This window comes from Plantibacter sp. RU18 (assembly GCF_050613355.1).
Classification (GTDB): domain Bacteria; phylum Actinomycetota; class Actinomycetes; order Actinomycetales; family Microbacteriaceae; genus Plantibacter.
Genome location: NZ_CP159618.1, coordinates 2725509 through 2743395, shown reverse-complemented (window position 1 = coordinate 2743395; position 17887 = coordinate 2725509). Strand labels below are relative to the sequence as shown.

The window sequence follows — 17887 nt, the reverse complement described above, 5'->3', positions numbered from 1 at the left end:
CATGGCCAAGGACAAACTCCTCTCCTACGAAGAGGCCCTCGAACTGTACGAGCCGGTACTCGGCTTCGAGGTGCACGTCGAGCTGAACACCAAGACGAAGATGTTCTCCTCTGCGCCCAACGGCTTCGGCGACGCACCGAACACGAACATCTCGCCCGTCTGCCTCGGACTGCCAGGCTCGTTGCCGGTCGTCAACGAGCAGGCAGTCCGCTACTCGATCAGCCTCGGGCTCGCGCTCGGCTGTTCGATCGCGCCGTCGAGCCGATTCGCCCGGAAGAACTACTTCTACCCCGACCTCGCGAAGAACTACCAGATTTCGCAGTTCGACGAACCGATCGCCTTCGAGGGATCAGTCGACGTCGAGCTCGCCGACGGCACCATCGTGACCGTGCCCATCGAGCGCGCGCACATGGAGGAGGACGCCGGCAAGCTCACGCACATCGGTGGTTCCACGGGCCGCATCCAGGGCGCCGAGTATTCGCTCGTCGACTACAACCGTGCCGGTGTCCCGCTCGTCGAGATCGTCACCAAGCCGATCTACGGCACCGAGCACCGCGCTCCCGAGATCGCGAAGGCCTACGTCTCCGCCATTCGCGACATCGTCGTGGCGCTCGGCATCTCCGACGCGAAGATGGAGCGGGGCAACCTGCGCTGCGATGCCAACATCTCGCTGCGGCCTCGCGGACAGGAGAAGCTCGGCACACGCACCGAGACGAAGAACGTGAACTCGCTGCGCTCGGTCGAGCGCGCGGTCCGCTACGAGATCCAGCGTCAGGCTGCGATCCTCAAGGACGGCGGCTCGATCACGCAGGAGACCCGTCACTGGCACGAGGACACCGGAGCGACCTCTGCCGGTCGGCCGAAGAGCGATGCCGACGACTACCGGTACTTCCCCGAGCCCGACCTCCTTCCGGTCGTCCCGTCGCTCGAACTCATCGAGGAGCTGCGTGCAGCGCTTCCCGAGCAGCCTGCTGTCCGTCGTCGCCGTCTGAAGGCGGAGTGGGGCTTCACCGATCTGGAGTTCCAAGACGTCCTGAACGGCGGCCTCCTCACGGAGCTGACCCAGACGGTCGCCGCCGGGGCCTCTCCTGCCGCGGCCCGGAAGTGGTGGACGGGTGAGATCTCCCGCATCGCCAACCAACGCGAGGTGGAGGCGACGACGTTGGTGTCGCCTGAGCACGTGGCCGCACTGGCAGCGCTCGTCGAGGACGGAACGCTCAACGACAAGCTCGCGCGTCAGGTGCTCGAGGGAGTCATCGACGGTGAGGGCGCGCCGCAGGACGTCATCGACGCCCGCGGTCTCGCGCTCGTGTCGGACGACGGCCCGCTCATCGCCGCGATCGATGAAGCGCTCGCAGCCCAGCCCGACGTCCTCGCGAAGATCCGCGACGGCAAGGTCCAGGCCGCCGGCGCAGTCATCGGCGCCGTGATGAAGGCGATGCGCGGACAAGCGGACGCCGCGCGCGTGCGCGAGCTCGTCCTGGAGCGCGCAGCCCAGTAGATCCTGCCGAACCGTCTCGGGCCCGGCACGACAGTCCTCGACTGCCGTGCCGGGCCCGCCGCCGTCCGCCGGAACACCCCTGGTGCCTCGCGGAGGACGGGCATACACTTCGGCCATGCTGGTCGAGGGAACCATCCGCTGGCAGGTCACGGAGGATGCTCCGCTCGTCCTGATGCTGGCGCTCGCCTTCCGCCGGATGGCCGGTCTCGGCGAGCACTGCGTGAGCCAGCTGCCGACCGTCGAGCCCGCGCCCGGTGCTGTCGACGTCAGTGGCCTCGACCTCGCTGCGCTCGCGACGCAGTTCGACGGATGGTGGGCCGGGATCGCCCGGCGTGACACGCGCCCGTTCGTCGCCGAGGTCCGTCCGCCGCACTTCGAGGCGTTCGATCGAGCGCTGGAGTTGCAGGAACTCGCCTACCGGGCATTCGACGAGGCGAATCGATGGGCCGCGGAGCGCGTGGCCGAATACGAGCGCGCGCTGGCGGCTCGCGCTCCGAGCCGACTCACCGACGTCTACGAGCTCATCCGCGAGCGTCAGTTCGAGCTGCGGCGACAGTCCAGCTCGTTCCGTCTGGACCTCGAGGTGCTGCCGATCGCGCAAGCCGGCGCGTGGGTGGTCGCGCCGGACACGATCGTCGTCAGTGAGTCACTCCGCGATGATCGGGACGCGTTCCGCGAGTGGCTGCGTCCGCTCATCCACGGTCTGGTGTGACCGGCGCCGCTGGCGGAGCCATCGCACGACGTGTCGGTGTGAGCAGGATCACGGCGAGGATCGATCCCGCGGCTCCGAGCGCAGCCATGGTCGCGGTGAGCTGGTGGGAGATCTCTGCGAACGGCATCGCGAACGCGCTGGCCAGTGCGATCCACACGGCGAGACCGGGCGGGCGGTTCGCGGGATCGAGGGTGAGCCGGCGCGGATGCTCGAACCGGCCGAACAGTGCCCCGACACCGGCGAGCAGGATACCGACCACCAGCAGGATGACCGGCCTGGTCCACCACCAGGCGGCTGTCATCGGCTCAGCGAACGGGATGCCGACGAGGAGCTGGCAACCGGCGACCAGGATGATCATCGGCACATGCCACAGGTACACCGTCATCAGCCGTGAGCCGATGACGAACACGGTGACCCGCGGGATACGTGAACGCATGACTGCGGTGAGCAGAGGGTGCACCAGCGTCAGCAGGGCGAGCTGGCCGATGCCGAGGACGACGAGGGGGAGTGTCGGCGGATTCAGGTTGCCGAGCATGCTCGTCGAGTAGGGGAGCGACGACGTGAGTGGGACGAGCGCGCAGATCGAGGCGGCTGCGACGACGATCAGGACGGGCCGGGGGATCGTCCGGAGACGACCATCTGCCATGAAGAACCCGAACTGCTGGAGCAGCGGCCAGACGAAGAGGAGGTTGACGAGTCCGATGCCCTCGAGTCCGGACGTGTACCGGGCGAGGTCGACCACGACGACACCGGTGAGCAGTACGACGCACGTCAGGATGGGCCGGCGTCCGTGGCAGCGGGCGAGCACCGGTGCGACCGCTTGACACAGCAGATAGGCGGCAAGGAACCAGAGCGGTGACCCGACGCCGGCGGCGACGGCGTTGACGATCGAGGGGTCGACGCCCAGAGTCTGTGCGAGCCACAACGCTGCCGCAAGGAACATGAGGACGGGGACCGTCGGGAGCGCCAGCCGGAAGACGCGCGAGCGGAGGAAGTCGGCCGCCCCTCCGCCGCGCCGGACCGTGCTGCGCCACCCCGTGATCGTGGCGAATCCGCCCACGATGAAGAACAGCGGCATGATCTGTCCGAACCACGTGCCGACGTCGAACCAGGATTGTTGCTCGAGGGCGCGGGAGATGCCGATCGTGCCGTCAGGGTCCACCGCGACGGCGACCATCAGGAGGTGGATGATGACGACGGTGACCACGCAGGCGACCCTGACGAGGTCGAGGGCGAGGTCACGCCCGGCCAGATCGACGGTGGTCGTGGTCGATTCGTCGCGGGGTGCAGTGCTCATCGTCGGCCAGCCTAGCGCCGCTGGGCCCCGCATCGGGGCACACCGCGTGCTCATGTCGGGGGCGGCTGCGACAATGGAACCATGAGTCGGCAGGATGGAGCGTCGCGCCGTGTGTCGGCGCACGATGCCGACGACAGCGGCACCCCGATCCTGCACGTCGACATGGACGCGTTCTTCGTCTCGGTCGAGCTCCTCGAACGTCCGGAGCTCCGGGGACTGCCGATCATCGTGGGCAACAAGGAGGGACGATCGGTCGTCACCTCGGCGAGTTATGAGGCCCGACGCTACGGGGTCCGCGCCGCCATGCCGGTCTCCCAAGCCATGCGGCTCTGCCCGAGCGCCGTCGTCCTTCCACCCCATCACGAGCGGTATCGCGAATACTCGGACCGGGTGATGGAGGTGTTCGAGTCCGTCACACCGCTCGTCGAGCCGCTGAGCATCGATGAGGCGTTCCTCGACGTCTCGGGAGCCGTGCGCCTGCTCGGGCGCCCGAGCGCGATCGCGGCCCTGGTGAAGGAGCGGGTACTCGAAGCGACCGGCCTGCCGTGCTCGGTGGGCGTCGCCTCGACGAAGTACGTCGCCAAGCTCGCCTCGGGCATGTCGAAGCCCGACGGCCTCCTGGTCGTTCCTGCCGCCGACACGCTGACGTTCCTGCACCCTCTGCCGGTCGGGGCGCTCTGGGGTGTCGGCGGCCGGACGGAGGAGCAACTCGTCAACCGCGGTATCCGGACCATCGGACAACTGGCGTCGACGCCCCTGCACATGCTGCAGCGCGCGGTGGGGGAGGCATCGGGCCGACGGCTGCTCGAACTCGCGAACGGCGTCGACCCCCGCGGCATCGAGCTGGCGCGGCGTGAGAAGAGCATCAGTCACGAGATGACCTTCGCGGTCGATGTGTCCGAGCCCGCCGTCGTGAAACGGGAGCTGCTCAACCTGGCGGGGCTCGTTGCGATCAGACTCCGGAAGGGCGGATTCGCGGGCCGGACGGTCAGTATCCGCGTCCGGTACGCCGATTTCTCCGTCGTCACCCGCTCACGGACGCTCGGCGAAGCGACGAACGTCGGCAGGCGCGTGTACGACGAGGCGGTGACGCTGTTCGACGATCTCGATCGCGGAGGTCGTCTGGTGCGGCTGATCGGCGTCAAGGTCGACCAGCTCGTGCCGGCTGATGAGGCGGGTGCCGGGCTCTGGGATCCGGACGAGGAGTGGCGGGAGGCGGAGCAGACGATCGACCGGGTTGCGAGCCGCTTCGGCGACCTCGCCATCGCTCCGGCCTCATTGCTCGGCAAGCCGCGGCGCCGAGGACTGGGCAGCCGCGGCGACTCCCAGGCAGCTGAGAGCCCGGATCAACCCCTTGGGCCGGTGGATCCGCAGCGGTAGCGTTGCACCATGACGAATCTCGTGGAGAAGTTGGCAGAACAGGCGAAGGGGCTCGGCGTCGCCGCGGCCTACGGGGAGCAGCAGGACGTGGACGGCACGAAGCTCGTGCCCGTCGCCCTCACGTACTACGGCTTCGGCGGTGGCTCGGAGGGCGATGGCGAGGACGCCCCGAGCGGAGGCGGCGGAGGCGGCGTCTCCATTCCCGTCGGGGCATACATCAAGACGAACGAGGGTCTGCGGTTCGACCCGAACCTCATCTCCCTCGTGGCCGTGGCTATCCCGTTCATCTGGGTCAGCGGCAAGGCTCTCGCAGGGATCATCAAAGCCCTGAAGAAGTAGCGCACGTCGGCGCGATGCCAGACCCTGCCGTGCACCCGCGCACGGCAGGGTCTAGACTCGTGCCATCACGGGAGTCCGGTGAACCGGGCTGAGAGGAAGGTATCCACCTTCGACCGTCGAACCTGATCTGGATCATGCCAGCGCAGGGAGACCATTTCTCGCTATCCCGTGCTCTTTTCCGTCTACAGGAAGGGCACGTATCGTGTCAGCATCGACCGCATTTCCCCCCATCGAACGCGCAGCGGCGCGCACGCTGCGTTGGAGGGTCGTCGACATCGTCGTGGTCGCCGTCCTCGGCGTCGCGACCGGCCTGATCTTCTGGGCCTGGAACACACTCGGTTCGCTCTGGTACGCCGGGGCGAGTGCCGTCACCCCCGGATTCGGTGGAATCGCTGTCGGCATCTGGCTGCTCGGCGGCGTCCTCGGAGGCCTCATCATCCGGAAGCCCGGCGCAGCTCTGCTCGTCGAGACGATCGGTGCGATCGTGTCGGCGCTCATCGGCAATGTGTGGGGCATCGGAACCGTGTATTCGGGACTCGCGCAGGGCCTCGGCGCCGAGCTCGTCTTCGCGTTGTTCGCGTACAAGCGTTTCGGCCTGATCCCGGCGATCCTCGCGGGCGCGGGCGCGGGCGCCGGCGCCTGGATCTTGGAACTGTTCACCTCCGGCAACCTCGAGAAGGGGACCGAGTTCAACGCGATCTACCTCGGTTCGCTCCTCGTCTCCGGCGCGGTGCTCGCAGGAGTCGTCGGATGGGCACTCGTGAAGGCGCTCGCGTCCACCGGTGCGCTCAGCCGCTTCGCCTCCGGGCGGGACGCACGACGAGAGGTCTGACCATGGTGTCCGTCGCTCCGACGGGTCCTGCTCGGGTCGTCGTGGATGATTGGGGCTGGCGGCATGCCGGTCGCAAGGCCTGGGCCGTGCACGACCTCGACCTCGTGATCGAGCCTGGGGAGCGCGTCCTCCTCCTCGGTGCGTCCGGGGCTGGCAAATCGACCCTCATCCACGCCTTGGCAGGCGTGTTGGGGGGTGCCGACGAGGGGGAGTCCCATGGCTCGCTGCTCGTCGACGGTGCCAGGCCGGAGCAGGCTCGCGGTCGCATCGGTCTCGTCCTGCAGGATCCGGACTCACAGGTGATTTTGTCGAAGGTCGGCGACGATGTCGCGTTCGGCTGCGAGAATCTCGGCGTGCCGCGAGACGAGATCTGGCGTCGGGTCGGCGCGGCGCTGGATGCCGTGGGTCTCGATCTGCCGCTGCACCACCCGACCTCGGCACTGTCGGGTGGACAGAAGCAACGGCTCGCGCTCGCGGGTGTGCTCGCGATGCAGCCGTCGCTCCTGCTGCTCGACGAACCCACCGCGAACCTCGATCCCGAGGGTGTCGTCGAGGTGCGCGACGCGGTCGCCCGGTTGACGGCGGACGACTCGTCGACACTCATCGTGATCGAGCACCGCGTGGAGGTCTGGCGCGATCTCATGACCCGGGTGATCGTCCTGGACGCAGACGGTGGGGTGCTCGCCGACGGGCCGCCCGACCGCGTGCTCGACGATGTCGGGGAACGGCTGGCTGCCGCAGGCGTCTGGGTGCCGGGCATCCCACTGGGGCTGCCCGCCCGTGTGGCGCCGCCGGTTCACGAACTCGCCCTCACGACGGAGGCGCTGACGATCGGCAGGCACCGTGCGCACCCGGTTCAGCAGGGACTCGGCATCGGGGTTCCATCGGGCTCCGCGACCGTCATCGTCGGTCCGAACGGTGCCGGCAAGTCCACCCTCGCCCTGACGCTGGCAGGCCTGCTGCCAGAGCTTGCGGGTCGTGTGGCGGCATCGCCGACGCTCGCCGGCTCGCTCGGTGCTCGCCCCATCCGTTGGCGGTCGACCGAGCTGCTCACGCGCATCGGCACGGTCTTCCAGGATCCCGAGCATCAATTCGTCGCATCGACCGCCCGTGCCGAGCTCGCCGTCGCGCTGCAAGCACTGCGCTGGTCGCGCGGCGCGATCGACGAGCGTGTCTCGGAGATCCTGGAAGCCCTCGGGCTCGGCGCACTCGCGGAGGCGAACCCGTTCAGCCTGTCCGGCGGGCAGAAGCGCCGCCTCTCGGTCGCGACCGTCCTGGCCGCCCGCCCGGCCGTGCTCGTCCTGGACGAGCCGACGTTCGGCCAGGACAGGCGGACGTGGCTCTCCCTCGTCGGGCTGCTGCGCGACGAACTCGAACGCGGTGCGACGATCGTCTCGGTGACGCACGATGCCGGAGTGATCGAGTATCTGGGTGACCACCGGATCGTGCTCGAACGGTCCGCCGAGGCGGTGCAGGCAGCATGACGACCTTCGCCCCTCCGACGGTTTCGTCGACCATGCCGGAGCGTGCCCCGCTGGATCGCGTGAACCCGGTCACGAAGGTGCTCGCAGTCCTCATCCTTTCGATCCCGTTGCTGCTCACGATCGACTGGGTCAGCGCCAGCGTCGCGGTGCTGCTCGAAGCCGCGCTGTTCCCGCTCTCCGGGCTCCGACTGCTGCCATTTCTGAAGCGAGCGCTGCCGGTCCTGGTGTTCGCACCGATCGGCGGGCTCAGCATGCTGCTCTACGCCAAGCCGGGTGGCACCGAGTACTGGTCGTTCGGATTCATGCGGATCACCGAGAACTCCATCGAACTCGCGGTCGCCGTCACGATCCGCGTGCTGGCGCTCGGCCTGCCGACGATCTTGCTGTTCGCCCGGGTCGATCCGACTGATCTCGCCGATGGTCTCTCCCAGATCGCCAGACTGCCATCGCGCTTCGTCCTCGGGATCCTGGCCGGCGCCCGGATGCTGGGGTTGTTCATCGAGGACTGGCGGAGCATGGCGCTCGCCCGCCGTGCCCGAGGGCTCGGTGATCGAGGCGTCGTCCGCCGGTTCGCGTCGATGGCGTTCGTCCTCCTCGTGTTCGCGATCCGCCGGGGGAGCAAGCTCGCGACGGCGATGGAGGCGCGCGGGTTCGGAGCACCCATCCCGCGGACGTGGGCGAGACCGTCCCGGCTGGGGTGGATCGATGCAGTGGCCGTCTTCTCCACCATCACCATCATGGCCATCGCCCTCGCCGCGGCCGTCTTCGCCGGTACGTTCCGGTTCGTCGGACAATGACGATCCCACCGCCCGTGCTCCTCATCGACGGTCGATCCGGTACGGGCAAGACCACGCTCGCCGCCGCTGTGGCTTCGGCGATGACGGCGAGCACGGTCATCCACATGGACGACCTGTACCCCGGGTGGGAGGGGCTGGACGAGGGCGCCCGCGTCCTCGTCGAGTGGATCCTGAAGCCGTTCGTCGAGCGTCGGACTGGGGAGTGGCGTCGATGGGACTGGGAGCGTTCCGAGCGTGCTGAGAGTCACATCGTGCCGTGCGACCGTCCCATCATCGTCGAGGGTTGTGGGGCGTCGTCGATCGCGTCGAGGTTCCGCGCGGACCACGCGCTCTGGATGGATGCACCCGCCGATCAGCGCGAGCAGCGGCTGCTCGGACGCGGCGACGGGGTGGAGTGGCTGCCGGGTTGGACCGTGCAGGAAGATGCGTTCTTGCTCCGTGAACAGCCTCGTCTCGGTGCGGACCTGATCGTCGACGCCTCCGGCCGGCCGGACGACGTCGCGACGCGGGTCTTGCAGTCCCTCGAACGCGGTGCCGACTCCGGTCACTGGTCGCCCTGGTTGGCTCGACGCTCCGCCCCCTGAGGACCGTGTCGAAGGTTTGGTCCCTGAGCTTGTCGAAGGGCATCTCGACAGGCTCGATGACCGGGCGGGCGGGTCCGCGAGACGCGTGTTGGTGCCCCCGGCAGGATTCGAACCTGCGACCAAGAGATTAGAAGGCTCCTGCTCTATCCCCTGAGCTACGGAGGCGGGCGTCGTCCACGATACCGCAGGGGGTCAGGCGCCGGCGCCGATCAGGCCGAGGACACCGAACACGAGCGACAGGGCTGCGAGCACGAGCGCGATGCTGATGAGGATCACGTGCACCCGCAGGAACGTCGTCGGGCGTCCCTGGTCGTCACGGGCGCGCGGGTCGGTGATGATGCGCTTGAGGAAGCGCGGCCAGACGACGACGTTGTAGACACCGTTGATGAGCAGGAGGACGGAGACGGTGATGATCACTTCAGCAGTCTACGGAATCCGGCGTGTCGGCCGTGCTCGCTAGAATCGACCCATGAGCGCAGCTGGGGACCGTCTGGTCTGGATCGATTGTGAAATGACCGGACTCGAGTTGGAGGTCGACGAACTCGTCGAGATCGCGGTCGTGATCACCGATTTCGACCTGAACATCCTGGATCCCGGATACTCCGTGGTGATCAAACCCGACCAGTCGGCGCTCGACAACATGGGTGAGTTCGTCACGAACATGCACACGACCTCGGGCCTCATCGAGGAGATCCCGAACGGTGTGAGCGTCGCCGACGCCGAGTTCCAGGTCATCGAGTACATCCAGCGCTTCGTGCCGGACGAGTCGAAGGCCCCACTCGCCGGCAACACGATCGGCACCGACCGCTCGTTCATCGCGCGCTACATGCCGCGGCTCGACGCCCACCTGCACTACCGCAACGTCGACGTCTCGTCGATCAAGGAACTGGCTCGGCGCTGGTACCCGCGCGTGTACTTCAACGCACCGTCGAAGGACGGCGGGCACCGAGCCCTCGCTGACATCCTCGAATCGATCCGGGAGCTCGCGTACTACCGTGGGGCGCTCTTCGTCGACCTCCCGGGCCCGTCCTCGGATGACGCGAAGCAGGTTTCGGAAGCGGTCGTGTCACGGTACGCCCCAAACATGTAATAGACTCGTCCAGTCGCTTGTGACGCGGTCTCCGCAGAACAGGTTGCATGGTGGGTATAGCTCAGTTGGCAGAGCGCCTGGTTGTGGTCCAGGAGGTCGCGGGTTCAAGCCCCGTTACTCACCCCAAGTCGTACAGAAGCCGGAGAAACCCTCCGGCTTCTGTCGTATCCGGGGGGGGGGGGTCGCATGCTGGAGCTGGACACGGAGGCGTTCGAGGCTCTGGTCGTCGACGAGCTCGACCTCCTGCCGGATGAGATGATCGACGGCCTCGAGAACGTCGTGTTCGTCGTCGAGGATCGCCCGGAGAACGGCACACTCGACACGCTCGGGCTCTACGACGGTGTGGCGCTGACCGAACGCGACCGCTATGGCTTCGGCGAGATGCCCGATCGGATCATCGTCTACCGCGAACCGCACCTCCAGGCGTGCGAGACGCTGGAGGAGCTCACCGACGAGATACACACGACGTTGGTCCACGAGATCGGTCACTACTACGGCATCGACGACGACCGCCTCCATGAACTCGGATGGGCCTGAACAGCGACCGATCTTGATGGCCGAGCGTGTTTCCAGTGTGTTGCGAATGACGCCTGGCGCGGTTCCGCAGGCGGGTCAGCGAGTAGCCTGGTGATATGCGCGAGACCCAGGCCCGCATCATTGCGGAACTCCATGTCAGTCCAACCATCGACCCCGCGGCCGAGATCCGCTCGCGGATCGACTTCCTGAAGTCCTACCTGCGTGCGACGCACTCGAGCGGCCTCGTCCTCGGAATCAGTGGCGGACAGGACTCGTCCCTGGCCGGACGCGTGTGCCAGTTGGCGGTGGAGGAGGTGCGCGCGGAGGGCGGAGTGGCACGTTTCGTGGCAGTCCGCCTGCCCTACGCCGTCCAGCACGATGAGGACGACGCCCAACTCGCGCTGGGGTTCATCCGACCCGACGATTCGGTCGTATTCAACATCCAGCGCGCGGTCGACGGGTTCGAGGCCGAGTACGCGGATGCGACCGGCGCGCCCCTCAGCGATTTCGTCAAGGGCAACGCGAAGGCACGAGCCCGGATGGTCGCGCAGTACGCGATCGCGGGGGAGCAGGGTCTCCTCGTCGTCGGTACCGACCATGCCGCGGAGGCGGTCACCGGCTTCTTCACGAAGTTCGGAGACGGTGGCGCCGATGTGCTCCCGCTCAGCGGCTTGACGAAGCGGCAGGGACGTTCGCTCCTCGAAGCGCTCGACGCCCCGGAGCGTTTGTATCTGAAGGCTCCGACCGCAGACCTGCTGGACGGCAACCCCGGCCAGACCGATGAGGCGAACCTCGGACTGACCTACCAGCAGATCGACGACTTCCTCGAAGGGCGGGACATCGACGAGGCTGCGGCGGAGACGATCGAGGCACGCTACCTCGCGACGGAGCACAAACGGCAGGTACCGGTGAGCAAGTTCGACACCTGGTGGCAGTGATCATCTCCTGATGAGAAAGGCGGCCCGATCGAATGATCGGGCCGCCTTTCTCCTGTTCAGCCAGGGACGGACTGACACTGCTCAGCTCACGGTCGACTGCTTCCGCTCCGCTTCGAGGAGTGCTACGTCGTCGATGATGCGCTGCGTGGTGCTGGTGTCGATGGAGCCGCCGGTCGAGCGGCTGATGTCGCCCGGCTTGGACGCGGTGGCGCCGACAGCCGGGGTCACGCCGTTCGCATACTGTTCGTGGTGCTGTTTTGCGACCCAGGTCTCCTGCTCGGCGATCAGCTTCTGCTCGGAGCCGGTCGATTCGGCCCGCCATGCACGGAGATCGCTCTCGAAGTTCTTTCGTGCGCGTGCGGGCTTGCGCGTCCACTCGATCAAGCGGTCGCGGAATTCCTCCACCACCGGGTCGAGTTCGTAGCCGAAGGTCGCCGAGTTGCGCTTCATCTCGTGCAGCTGGTGATTCGCCCAGTCTGCTGCGAATGAGGCGCCCTTGATCGGGCTGAGGCGCACGAGCGTATCGGCCTGTGCGACCGCACGGTCGCTCAGCACCTGCTCCTGCGGCGTCAGAGAGTTCCAGACGCTGGCTTCCGTGGCCGAGTCGATGAGGGCGACGATCGCAGCGTTCTTCTGCTCCCGATCGCGCTGGTCCACGATGCTTCGAAGTGCGCGGCGGCTGGCACCGGCAGCGACGAGTGAGGACACCACGACGGCCACGATGAACAGGGCCGCAGCGAACAGCACTGGGCGGACCTCTGATGAGGTCAGCCATTCTACGAAATCATTCCACCACTGCATGCGCGGCAGACTACCCCTCGTTCGGGCGTGAACAGGGGCGACGCTCCGCGTCCAACCGGATCGTGATCGCGGTGGGAGGTGTCATCAGCGGAAGGCGTCGATGGCGACGGCGAGATCGGAGAACCGTCCGAGCGGGGCATAGCCGACCACCGACGGACGGAACCGGTTCGCCCGGTACTCGGGACGGCCGTCGTCGCCGACTGCCTCGATGTTCCCGAGGACGCGGCCGTCGGCGGCCGTGACGCGCCAGTAGCCGGGGCGGATGCTGAGTGCGTTCGGCATGGGTTCCTCTGCTTCGGTCTGGTGCGGTCGGGCGTGTCATCCACGGTACGGGCGACCACCGACAGCGCCGTTCGCGGGGTGTGAGCCTGCTCCACAGGTCATCCACGAGCGGGGACCGTCAACTGCCTGCGGCGATCGACCCGACCGGCGCGACGCACCTTCGAAACTGGAGCGGCACCCGGGGTGGCGAACGGCACGGACCCACCCCGGGCAGCACGACACCACTGAGAGAAGGAGCCCCATGAACGACCAGATCACCGTCCGCGGACACGTCGCGACGGATCCGAAGCATCACCGCACCACCTCCGGCCTCGACATCACCAGCTTCCGGCTCGCGTCGCAGCAACGCCGATACGACGCGAAGCAGGGCGCCTGGGTCGCCCAGGACACCAACTGGTACACCGTGAGCGCATTCCGCGGGCTGGCCACCGCAGCGACCGAATCGCTGGTCAAGGGTCAACGTGTCGTGGTGGTCGGCCGCCTGCGTATCCGGGACTGGGAATCGGGCGAGCGCCGCGGCACCTCCATCGACATCGAGGCCGACGGCATCGGGTCCGAGATCGACTGGCAGCCCAAGCCGACCGCGGGCGTCGAGACTGCAGTCCACCAGGGCCAGGACACCGAGCGGCGACCGCCGGGCCTGCCCGTCGCACCGAACACCGCTGCTTGGGGTGCCGCGCCGCTCCAGGATCCGCCGCCGCACGACACTCCGTTCTGAGTGCCCGCGTAGACTGCTCGACGTGCAGAAGAGCCTCCGCGATCGCCCCGTCTCAGCAACCTCGTCGATCCGTGGCCGTGCGTGGGGGGTCGCCGCGCGCGCCGCGCTCGGCCTGAGTGTCATCGGTCTGGTCGTCGCAGGTTGCACGCAGCAGGCCCCGACCGCGACACCCACGGTCACGCCGAGTGCGACGGAGACCGCTCCACCCGCTCCGTCGTTGCTCCCGGAGGGGACCGCCGCCGAGAACCTCCCGTTCTTCGATGCGGTGAACACCGCGACGATCGCCGCGAATCCCGCAGCAGGTGGTCAGGCCATCATCGACGGTCTCGTCGCTGCAGGGTTCCCGAAGGCCGAGATGGAGGTCTCCTCGGACACCACGAGCATCGGCGACCCCGCAGACTCGATCCAGTTCTCGATCCGCTGGCAGGGTTCGTGCATCCTCGGGCAGAACGGCCCGGCCACGGGGTACCACTCCTCGGTCGTCCCGCTGCTCGGCACCGGCCGCTGTCTCGTCGGCGCCACCCGCCCGATCGACTGGTGACACCCGGCCGTCTGGTCTCACCAACGGCTCCGAGCATGCAGCGCAAACACCGGGAGCGCCCGTAGACTGGTCGGCGACATGGCTGAATACATTTACTCGATGGTCCGCGCCCGCAAAGCGGTCGGCGACAAGCTCATCCTCGACGACGTCACGATGGCGTTCCTCCCCGGCGCGAAGATCGGCGTGGTCGGCCCGAACGGCGCCGGTAAGTCCACGATCCTGAAGATCATGGCGGGTCTCGACACCCCCTCCAACGGCGAGGCGAAGCTCACGCCCGGCTTCTCGGTGGGCATCCTGATGCAGGAACCAGAACTCGACGAGTCGAAGACGGTGCTCGAGAACGTCCAGGAGGGCGTCGGCGAGATCAAGGGCAAGATCGATCGGTTCAACGAGATCTCCCTCGCGATGGCGGAACCCGATGCCGACTTCGATGCCCTGCTCGCCGAGATGGGCGTGCTGCAGGAAGCGATCGACGCCGCAGACGCCTGGGACCTCGACTCCCAGCTCGAGCAGGCGATGGACGCACTCCGTTGCCCGCCGTCCGACGCGACCGTCGCTCACCTCTCCGGTGGTGAGAAGCGCCGGGTGGCGCTCTGCAAGCTCCTCCTGCAGAAGCCCGACCTCCTGCTCCTCGACGAGCCCACCAACCACCTCGACGCCGAGAGCGTGCTCTGGCTCGAGCAGCACCTGGCACAGTACGCGGGCGCCGTGCTCGCCGTCACCCACGACCGGTACTTCCTCGACCACGTCGCCCAATGGATCTGCGAGATCGACCGCGGACGCCTGTACCCGTACGAAGGCAACTACTCGACCTACCTCGAGAAGAAGGGCGAGCGTCTCAACGTCCAGGGCAAGAAGGACGCCAAGCTGGCCAAGCGTCTCGCGAGCGAGCTCGAGTGGGTCCGCAGCAACGCCAAGGGCCGCCAGGTGAAGTCGAAGGCTCGTCTCGCCCGGTATGAGGAGATGGCGACCGAAGCCGAACGCACCAGAAAGCTCGACTTCGAGGAGATCCAGATCCCCGCCGGTCCGCGCCTCGGCTCGACCGTCCTCGAAGCCAAGAAGCTCGAGAAGGGCTTCGACGGCCGAGTCCTCATCAACGACCTGTCGTTCAGCTTGCCGCGCAACGGCATCGTCGGGATCATCGGCCCGAACGGTGTCGGTAAGACGACGCTGTTCAAGACGATCGTCGGGCTTGAACCGCTCGACTCCGGTGAGCTCAAGGTCGGCGAAACCGTGAAGCTCTCCTACGTCGACCAGACCCGTGGTGGCATCGACCCGAACAAGACGCTCTGGGAGGTCGTGTCCGAAGGCCTCGACTACATCCAGGTGGGCAACCAGGAGATCCCGTCGCGTGCCTACGTCTCGACCTTCGGCTTCAAGGGCCCCGACCAGCAGAAGAAGGCCGGCGTGCTGTCCGGTGGTGAGCGCAACCGCCTGAACCTGGCGCTCACGCTCAAGCAGGGCGGCAACCTGCTCCTGCTCGACGAACCGACGAACGACCTCGACGTCGAGACACTGTCGAGCCTCGAGAATGCGCTGCTGGAGTTCCCCGGTTGTGCCGTGGTCATCACCCACGACCGGTGGTTCCTCGACCGCATCGCGACCCACATCCTCTCCTATGAGGGCACCGAGGAGAACCCGTCGTACTGGCACTGGTTCGAGGGCAACTTCGAGTCCTACGAAGAGGACAAGATCAAGCGTCTGGGCGCGGATGCGGCCAAGCCGCACCGCTCCGCATACCGGAAGCTCACACGCGACTAGTCGTCGTCTCGACGGCCCATCGGCACCTGCCGGTGGGCCGTCGTCGGTTTCAGCAGTCGCACCATCGTCCGTACTCGGAAGGACCGCAGATGACCAGGCTCCACGTCCCCATCCCGCTGCGCTGGGGAGACCTCGACGCGTTCAATCACGTCAACAATGCCGCCATGCTCAAGCTGCTCGAGGAAGCGCGGGTCCGTGTGTTCTGGATTCCGACCATCGCGTCGGAGGAGGTCCCGTCGACGGCGGTGATCGACGCGAGCCTGGAGGCCGAGACGCTGACGCTCGTCGCGCACCAGGAGATCGAGTACCTCGCACCCATCCCGTATCAGCGCGACCCGCTCGACGTGCAGCTGTGGATGGGGAAGATCGGCGGTGCCAGCCTGCAGGTCGCCTACGAGGTCTTCTCGCCCGCGGGGGCCGGGGAGCAGACGCTCTACGCACGTGCATCGACGACGGTCGTCATGGTCGACTCGACGACGATGAAGCCACGGCGGATCTCGGACACGGAGCGTGCGGCTTGGGAACCGTACCTCGAGGACCCGATCGTCTTCTCGCGGCGCTGAGCAGTGCCGCGTTCCGCTGTATCGATCAGCGCGGAGCTGGGATCCTGATCATGCCCTCTTGGGCGACGCTGGCGACGAGGGAGCCGTCCCGTGTGTAGATCCGCCCGAGCGACAGCCCACGACCGCCGGTAGCGCTGGGGGAGTCCTGCAGGTAGAGGAGCCATTCGTCGACCCGTGCCGATCGGTGCCACCACATCGCGTGGTCGAGGCTCGCGATCTTGATACCGGGCGTCGCCCATGGGGCCCCGTGGCGGCGGAGCACAGGCTCGAGGATGGTGTAGTCGCTGGCGTAGGCGAGCGCTGCTCGGTGCAGCGCCGCGTCGTCGGGGAGTGCGCCGATGGTCTTCAGCCACACCGCCTGTTGCGCGGTGCGTTCGCCCTCGACGCGCAGGTAGACGGGCGATGAGACATGGCGGAGGTCGAAGGGACGACCAGTACCCCAGGCTTGTGCGGCCGGATGGTCGATGCCGCTGAGCAGCTGCGCGGCAGACGGCAGCGATTCCGGGTCTGGAATGCCCTCCGGCATGTCGATCTGGTGTTCCGGGCCGTCGTCCTGGGTTTGGAACGACGCGATCATCGACAGGATCGGCACGCCGTTCTGGTAGGCCTGCGTGCGACGGGTCGCGAAGGATCGGCCGTCGTGGATCCGGTCCACGGCGAATGTGATCGGCTGGTCCACGTCTCCTGGGCGAAGGAAGTACCCGTGCATCGAGTGGATGACGCGGTCGTCGTCGACGGTGCGCGTGGCAGCGACGACGGACTGCGCGAGCACCTGGCCGCCGAACACCCGTCCGTGCGGCATCCACTGCGAGGGGCCGGTGAAGATGTCCTCGTCCGTGCGAACACCCGGCGCGCTCAGGTCGAGGGCAGCCAGGAGGGATTCGATCGGTTCCTGCACGCGAGCGCCTTTCTGTCGAGATCCGGGGAGACCGTGAGGATCTGGTCCGGCTCGCCGAGTCTATCCAGCCGAGCGAACGGCCGGCGCAGGCTCGCAGCGTCCGGTGGCGTAGATTGAGTGGAGATGTCCACCACTCTGCACCTGGCCGATCGCGCGTCCCTTACCGATCTCCGAACCTTCCTCGCCCGCGCCGCCCGGATCGACGACTCCGGCGTGCGGTTGCTGGCGACCGGCGACGTCCTCGCCGTGTCGGTGCCGATACTGCATCCGCAAGGACTGTTGGATCGGAGCCCGACGATCATCGGCATGCGCACCTTCGCCCTCGCGGATCGCGCAGCCGCCGATGTCTTGGCGACGCCGCGGGAGATGATCGACCGGATCGTGCGTGTGCTCGGCGCGGCCGCTCTTGACGCAGCCGAACCGACAGTTGATGGAGCTCCGATCTCGCTCGAGCTGCCGGTGTCGTCGCGAACGGCGCCATGGGTCGGACAGGCTCCGCCTCGGGGAGGGTGGACGCGTCGTGGGAGCGTCGACACCATCGAGCTCGAACTCGTCTCCCGGACGGGCGCCGCCGAGATCGCCGAGACCCTGCCGACGGCGGTCGGCGACCAGATCGTCCAGAAGGTGCGCTCGCAGGTGTGGTCGAGGCCGCTCGACGACGGGTACGGACTGCCGACGGGCGCAGCGTTCGCCGCGGTCGGGCTCGGGTTCATCGCCGAACCGGAGCAGGCGGCCGTGTTCCGTTCCGGAAGCTGGATGCGCCTGAGCACACGCCGGGGTCACGTCCTCGCCGGCGCTGTCTCCTGAGTCGGAGTTCCGGAGGGCGCCCCAGAACTCGAGCTGTCAGCGCAGA

The 17887-nt window shown here is 67.5% G+C and carries 21 protein-coding genes, 2 tRNA genes and 1 riboswitch; of the genes, 17 read left to right on the top strand and 6 right to left on the bottom strand.

Annotation, left to right across the window (positions count from 1 at the left end; genetic code table 11):
* Position 1: 1 nt before the first annotated feature.
* Positions 2-1501 carry an Asp-tRNA(Asn)/Glu-tRNA(Gln) amidotransferase subunit GatB gene (gene gatB, locus ABMA10_RS13185; protein ID WP_347869027.1) on the top strand — a complete coding sequence of 500 codons (1500 nt, stop codon included), beginning with the start codon at positions 2-4 and terminating at the stop codon, positions 1499-1501.
* Between the two features lie 115 nt (positions 1502-1616).
* On the top strand, positions 1617-2213 hold the full coding sequence (locus ABMA10_RS13180; protein ID WP_347869028.1) for a hypothetical protein: 597 nt from the start codon (positions 1617-1619) through the stop codon (positions 2211-2213).
* On the opposite strand, the gene ABMA10_RS13175 is transcribed toward ABMA10_RS13180, so the two are convergent.
* Positions 2194-3510, bottom strand: a complete 1317-nt coding sequence (locus ABMA10_RS13175; RefSeq protein WP_347869029.1) for an acyltransferase family protein — start codon at positions 3508-3510, stop codon at positions 2194-2196. The genes ABMA10_RS13180 and ABMA10_RS13175 overlap by 20 nt on opposite strands.
* 81 nt (positions 3511-3591) lie before the next feature.
* Here ABMA10_RS13175 and dinB point away from each other — a divergent pair, with 81 nt between their 5' ends.
* The 6 genes from dinB (at position 3592) to ABMA10_RS13145 (ending at position 8926) form a co-directional block, all read left to right on the top strand.
* Positions 3592-4890, top strand: a complete 1299-nt coding sequence (gene dinB / locus ABMA10_RS13170) for a DNA polymerase IV (protein ID WP_347869030.1) — start codon at positions 3592-3594, stop codon at positions 4888-4890.
* Between the two features lie 9 nt (positions 4891-4899).
* Positions 4900-5229 (top strand): hypothetical protein, encoded by a 330-nt coding sequence (locus ABMA10_RS13165; RefSeq protein ID WP_347869031.1) that lies wholly within the window; start codon positions 4900-4902, stop codon positions 5227-5229.
* Between the two features lie 57 nt (positions 5230-5286).
* Positions 5287-5395: riboswitch (TPP riboswitch) on the top strand.
* A 36-nt stretch (positions 5396-5431) separates the two neighbouring features.
* Entirely contained in the window at positions 5432-6061 is a 630-nt protein-coding gene (locus tag ABMA10_RS13160; protein WP_347869032.1) for an ECF transporter S component, read from the top strand.
* A 2-nt stretch (positions 6062-6063) separates the two neighbouring features.
* A complete protein-coding gene (locus ABMA10_RS13155; protein ID WP_347869033.1) occupies positions 6064-7545 on the top strand; it encodes an ABC transporter ATP-binding protein in 1482 nt (493 codons plus the stop codon).
* Positions 7542-8342, top strand: coding sequence for an energy-coupling factor transporter transmembrane component T family protein (locus ABMA10_RS13150; RefSeq protein ID WP_347869034.1), 801 nt, complete (start codon positions 7542-7544; stop codon positions 8340-8342). The genes ABMA10_RS13155 and ABMA10_RS13150 overlap by 4 nt, the downstream gene beginning before the upstream one ends.
* Entirely contained in the window at positions 8339-8926 is a 588-nt protein-coding gene (locus ABMA10_RS13145) for a hypothetical protein (protein WP_347869035.1), read from the top strand. Before ABMA10_RS13150 ends, ABMA10_RS13145 begins: the two co-directional genes overlap by 4 nt.
* Before the next feature lie 89 nt (positions 8927-9015).
* Here ABMA10_RS13145 and ABMA10_RS13140 read toward each other — a convergent pair.
* Together ABMA10_RS13140 and ABMA10_RS13135 are read right to left on the bottom strand one after the other, a co-directional pair.
* Positions 9016-9091 (bottom strand) — tRNA-Arg (locus tag ABMA10_RS13140).
* Between the two features lie 27 nt (positions 9092-9118).
* Positions 9119-9343 (bottom strand): SCO4848 family membrane protein, encoded by a 225-nt coding sequence (locus tag ABMA10_RS13135; protein ID WP_347869036.1) that lies wholly within the window; start codon positions 9341-9343, stop codon positions 9119-9121.
* A gap of 52 nt (positions 9344-9395) precedes the next feature.
* On the opposite strand from ABMA10_RS13135, the gene orn reads away from it, so the two are divergent.
* The 4 genes from orn to nadE all read left to right on the top strand — a co-directional run bounded on the left by orn (position 9396) and on the right by nadE (position 11470).
* Positions 9396-10016: an oligoribonuclease gene (orn, locus tag ABMA10_RS13130; RefSeq protein ID WP_347869037.1), complete on the top strand. Its 621-nt coding sequence runs from the start codon at positions 9396-9398 to the stop codon at positions 10014-10016.
* Between the two features lie 50 nt (positions 10017-10066).
* Positions 10067-10142: transfer RNA gene (locus ABMA10_RS13125), tRNA-His, on the top strand.
* Positions 10143-10202: 60 nt separating this feature from the next.
* Complete coding sequence (locus ABMA10_RS13120; protein WP_347869038.1) at positions 10203-10553, top strand: metallopeptidase family protein; 351 nt, start codon at positions 10203-10205, stop codon at positions 10551-10553.
* A 95-nt stretch (positions 10554-10648) separates the two neighbouring features.
* Positions 10649-11470, top strand: coding sequence for an ammonia-dependent NAD(+) synthetase (gene nadE / locus ABMA10_RS13115; RefSeq protein ID WP_347869039.1), 822 nt, complete (start codon positions 10649-10651; stop codon positions 11468-11470).
* Between the two features lie 81 nt (positions 11471-11551).
* On the opposite strand, the gene ABMA10_RS13110 is transcribed toward nadE, so the two are convergent.
* Positions 11552-12271: a hypothetical protein gene (locus ABMA10_RS13110; RefSeq protein ID WP_347869040.1), complete on the bottom strand. Its 720-nt coding sequence runs from the start codon at positions 12269-12271 to the stop codon at positions 11552-11554.
* 84 nt (positions 12272-12355) lie between these two features.
* Positions 12356-12553 (bottom strand): hypothetical protein, encoded by a 198-nt coding sequence (locus ABMA10_RS13105; protein WP_347869041.1) that lies wholly within the window; start codon positions 12551-12553, stop codon positions 12356-12358.
* Between the two features lie 241 nt (positions 12554-12794).
* Between ABMA10_RS13105 and ABMA10_RS13100 the strand changes: the two genes are divergently transcribed.
* The 4 genes from ABMA10_RS13100 to ABMA10_RS13085 all read left to right on the top strand — a co-directional run bounded on the left by ABMA10_RS13100 (position 12795) and on the right by ABMA10_RS13085 (position 16136).
* Entirely contained in the window at positions 12795-13271 is a 477-nt protein-coding gene (locus ABMA10_RS13100; protein ID WP_347869042.1) for a single-stranded DNA-binding protein, read from the top strand.
* A 22-nt stretch (positions 13272-13293) separates the two neighbouring features.
* Positions 13294-13812 carry a DUF6993 domain-containing protein gene (locus ABMA10_RS13095; protein ID WP_431030611.1) on the top strand — a complete coding sequence of 173 codons (519 nt, stop codon included), beginning with the start codon at positions 13294-13296 and terminating at the stop codon, positions 13810-13812.
* A gap of 78 nt (positions 13813-13890) precedes the next feature.
* Positions 13891-15573 carry an energy-dependent translational throttle protein EttA gene (gene ettA / locus ABMA10_RS13090; RefSeq protein ID WP_431030610.1) on the top strand — a complete coding sequence of 561 codons (1683 nt, stop codon included), beginning with the start codon at positions 13891-13893 and terminating at the stop codon, positions 15571-15573.
* 89 nt (positions 15574-15662) lie between these two features.
* Positions 15663-16136 carry an acyl-CoA thioesterase gene (locus tag ABMA10_RS13085; RefSeq protein ID WP_347869045.1) on the top strand — a complete coding sequence of 158 codons (474 nt, stop codon included), beginning with the start codon at positions 15663-15665 and terminating at the stop codon, positions 16134-16136.
* Positions 16137-16161: 25 nt separating this feature from the next.
* Here ABMA10_RS13085 and ABMA10_RS13080 read toward each other — a convergent pair whose 3' ends face one another.
* Positions 16162-17034 carry an acyl-CoA thioesterase gene (locus ABMA10_RS13080; protein WP_347869046.1) on the bottom strand — a complete coding sequence of 291 codons (873 nt, stop codon included), beginning with the start codon at positions 17032-17034 and terminating at the stop codon, positions 16162-16164.
* A gap of 123 nt (positions 17035-17157) precedes the next feature.
* Between ABMA10_RS13080 and ABMA10_RS13075 the strand changes: the two genes are divergently transcribed.
* Positions 17158-17841: a hypothetical protein gene (locus ABMA10_RS13075; RefSeq protein ID WP_347869047.1), complete on the top strand. Its 684-nt coding sequence runs from the start codon at positions 17158-17160 to the stop codon at positions 17839-17841.
* Positions 17842-17887 lie beyond the last annotated feature (46 nt).

Excerpts from the sequence above, each read along its gene's own strand:
- ABMA10_RS13105 (WP_347869041.1), bottom strand. The coding sequence starts at position 12,553 with ATGCCGAACGCACTCAGCATCCGCCCCGGCTACTGGCGCGTCACGGCC.
- orn (WP_347869037.1), top strand. The coding sequence starts at position 9,396 with ATGAGCGCAGCTGGGGACCGTCTGGTCTGGATCGATTGTGAAATGACC.
- ettA (WP_431030610.1), top strand. The coding sequence starts at position 13,891 with ATGGCTGAATACATTTACTCGATGGTCCGCGCCCGCAAAGCGGTCGGC.
- ABMA10_RS13175 (WP_347869029.1), bottom strand. The coding sequence starts at position 3,510 with ATGAGCACTGCACCCCGCGACGAATCGACCACGACCACCGTCGATCTG.
- ABMA10_RS13150 (WP_347869034.1), top strand. The coding sequence starts at position 7,542 with ATGACGACCTTCGCCCCTCCGACGGTTTCGTCGACCATGCCGGAGCGT.
- ABMA10_RS13120 (WP_347869038.1), top strand. The coding sequence starts at position 10,203 with ATGCTGGAGCTGGACACGGAGGCGTTCGAGGCTCTGGTCGTCGACGAG.
- dinB (WP_347869030.1), top strand. The coding sequence starts at position 3,592 with ATGAGTCGGCAGGATGGAGCGTCGCGCCGTGTGTCGGCGCACGATGCC.
- nadE (WP_347869039.1), top strand. The coding sequence starts at position 10,649 with ATGCGCGAGACCCAGGCCCGCATCATTGCGGAACTCCATGTCAGTCCA.
- ABMA10_RS13085 (WP_347869045.1), top strand. The coding sequence starts at position 15,663 with ATGACCAGGCTCCACGTCCCCATCCCGCTGCGCTGGGGAGACCTCGAC.
- ABMA10_RS13180 (WP_347869028.1), top strand. The coding sequence starts at position 1,617 with ATGCTGGTCGAGGGAACCATCCGCTGGCAGGTCACGGAGGATGCTCCG.
- ABMA10_RS13100 (WP_347869042.1), top strand. The coding sequence starts at position 12,795 with ATGAACGACCAGATCACCGTCCGCGGACACGTCGCGACGGATCCGAAG.
- gatB (WP_347869027.1), top strand. The coding sequence starts at position 2 with ATGGCCAAGGACAAACTCCTCTCCTACGAAGAGGCCCTCGAACTGTAC.
- ABMA10_RS13145 (WP_347869035.1), top strand. The coding sequence starts at position 8,339 with ATGACGATCCCACCGCCCGTGCTCCTCATCGACGGTCGATCCGGTACG.
- ABMA10_RS13110 (WP_347869040.1), bottom strand. The coding sequence starts at position 12,271 with ATGCAGTGGTGGAATGATTTCGTAGAATGGCTGACCTCATCAGAGGTC.
- ABMA10_RS13155 (WP_347869033.1), top strand. The coding sequence starts at position 6,064 with ATGGTGTCCGTCGCTCCGACGGGTCCTGCTCGGGTCGTCGTGGATGAT.
- ABMA10_RS13075 (WP_347869047.1), top strand. The coding sequence starts at position 17,158 with ATGTCCACCACTCTGCACCTGGCCGATCGCGCGTCCCTTACCGATCTC.
- ABMA10_RS13165 (WP_347869031.1), top strand. The coding sequence starts at position 4,900 with ATGACGAATCTCGTGGAGAAGTTGGCAGAACAGGCGAAGGGGCTCGGC.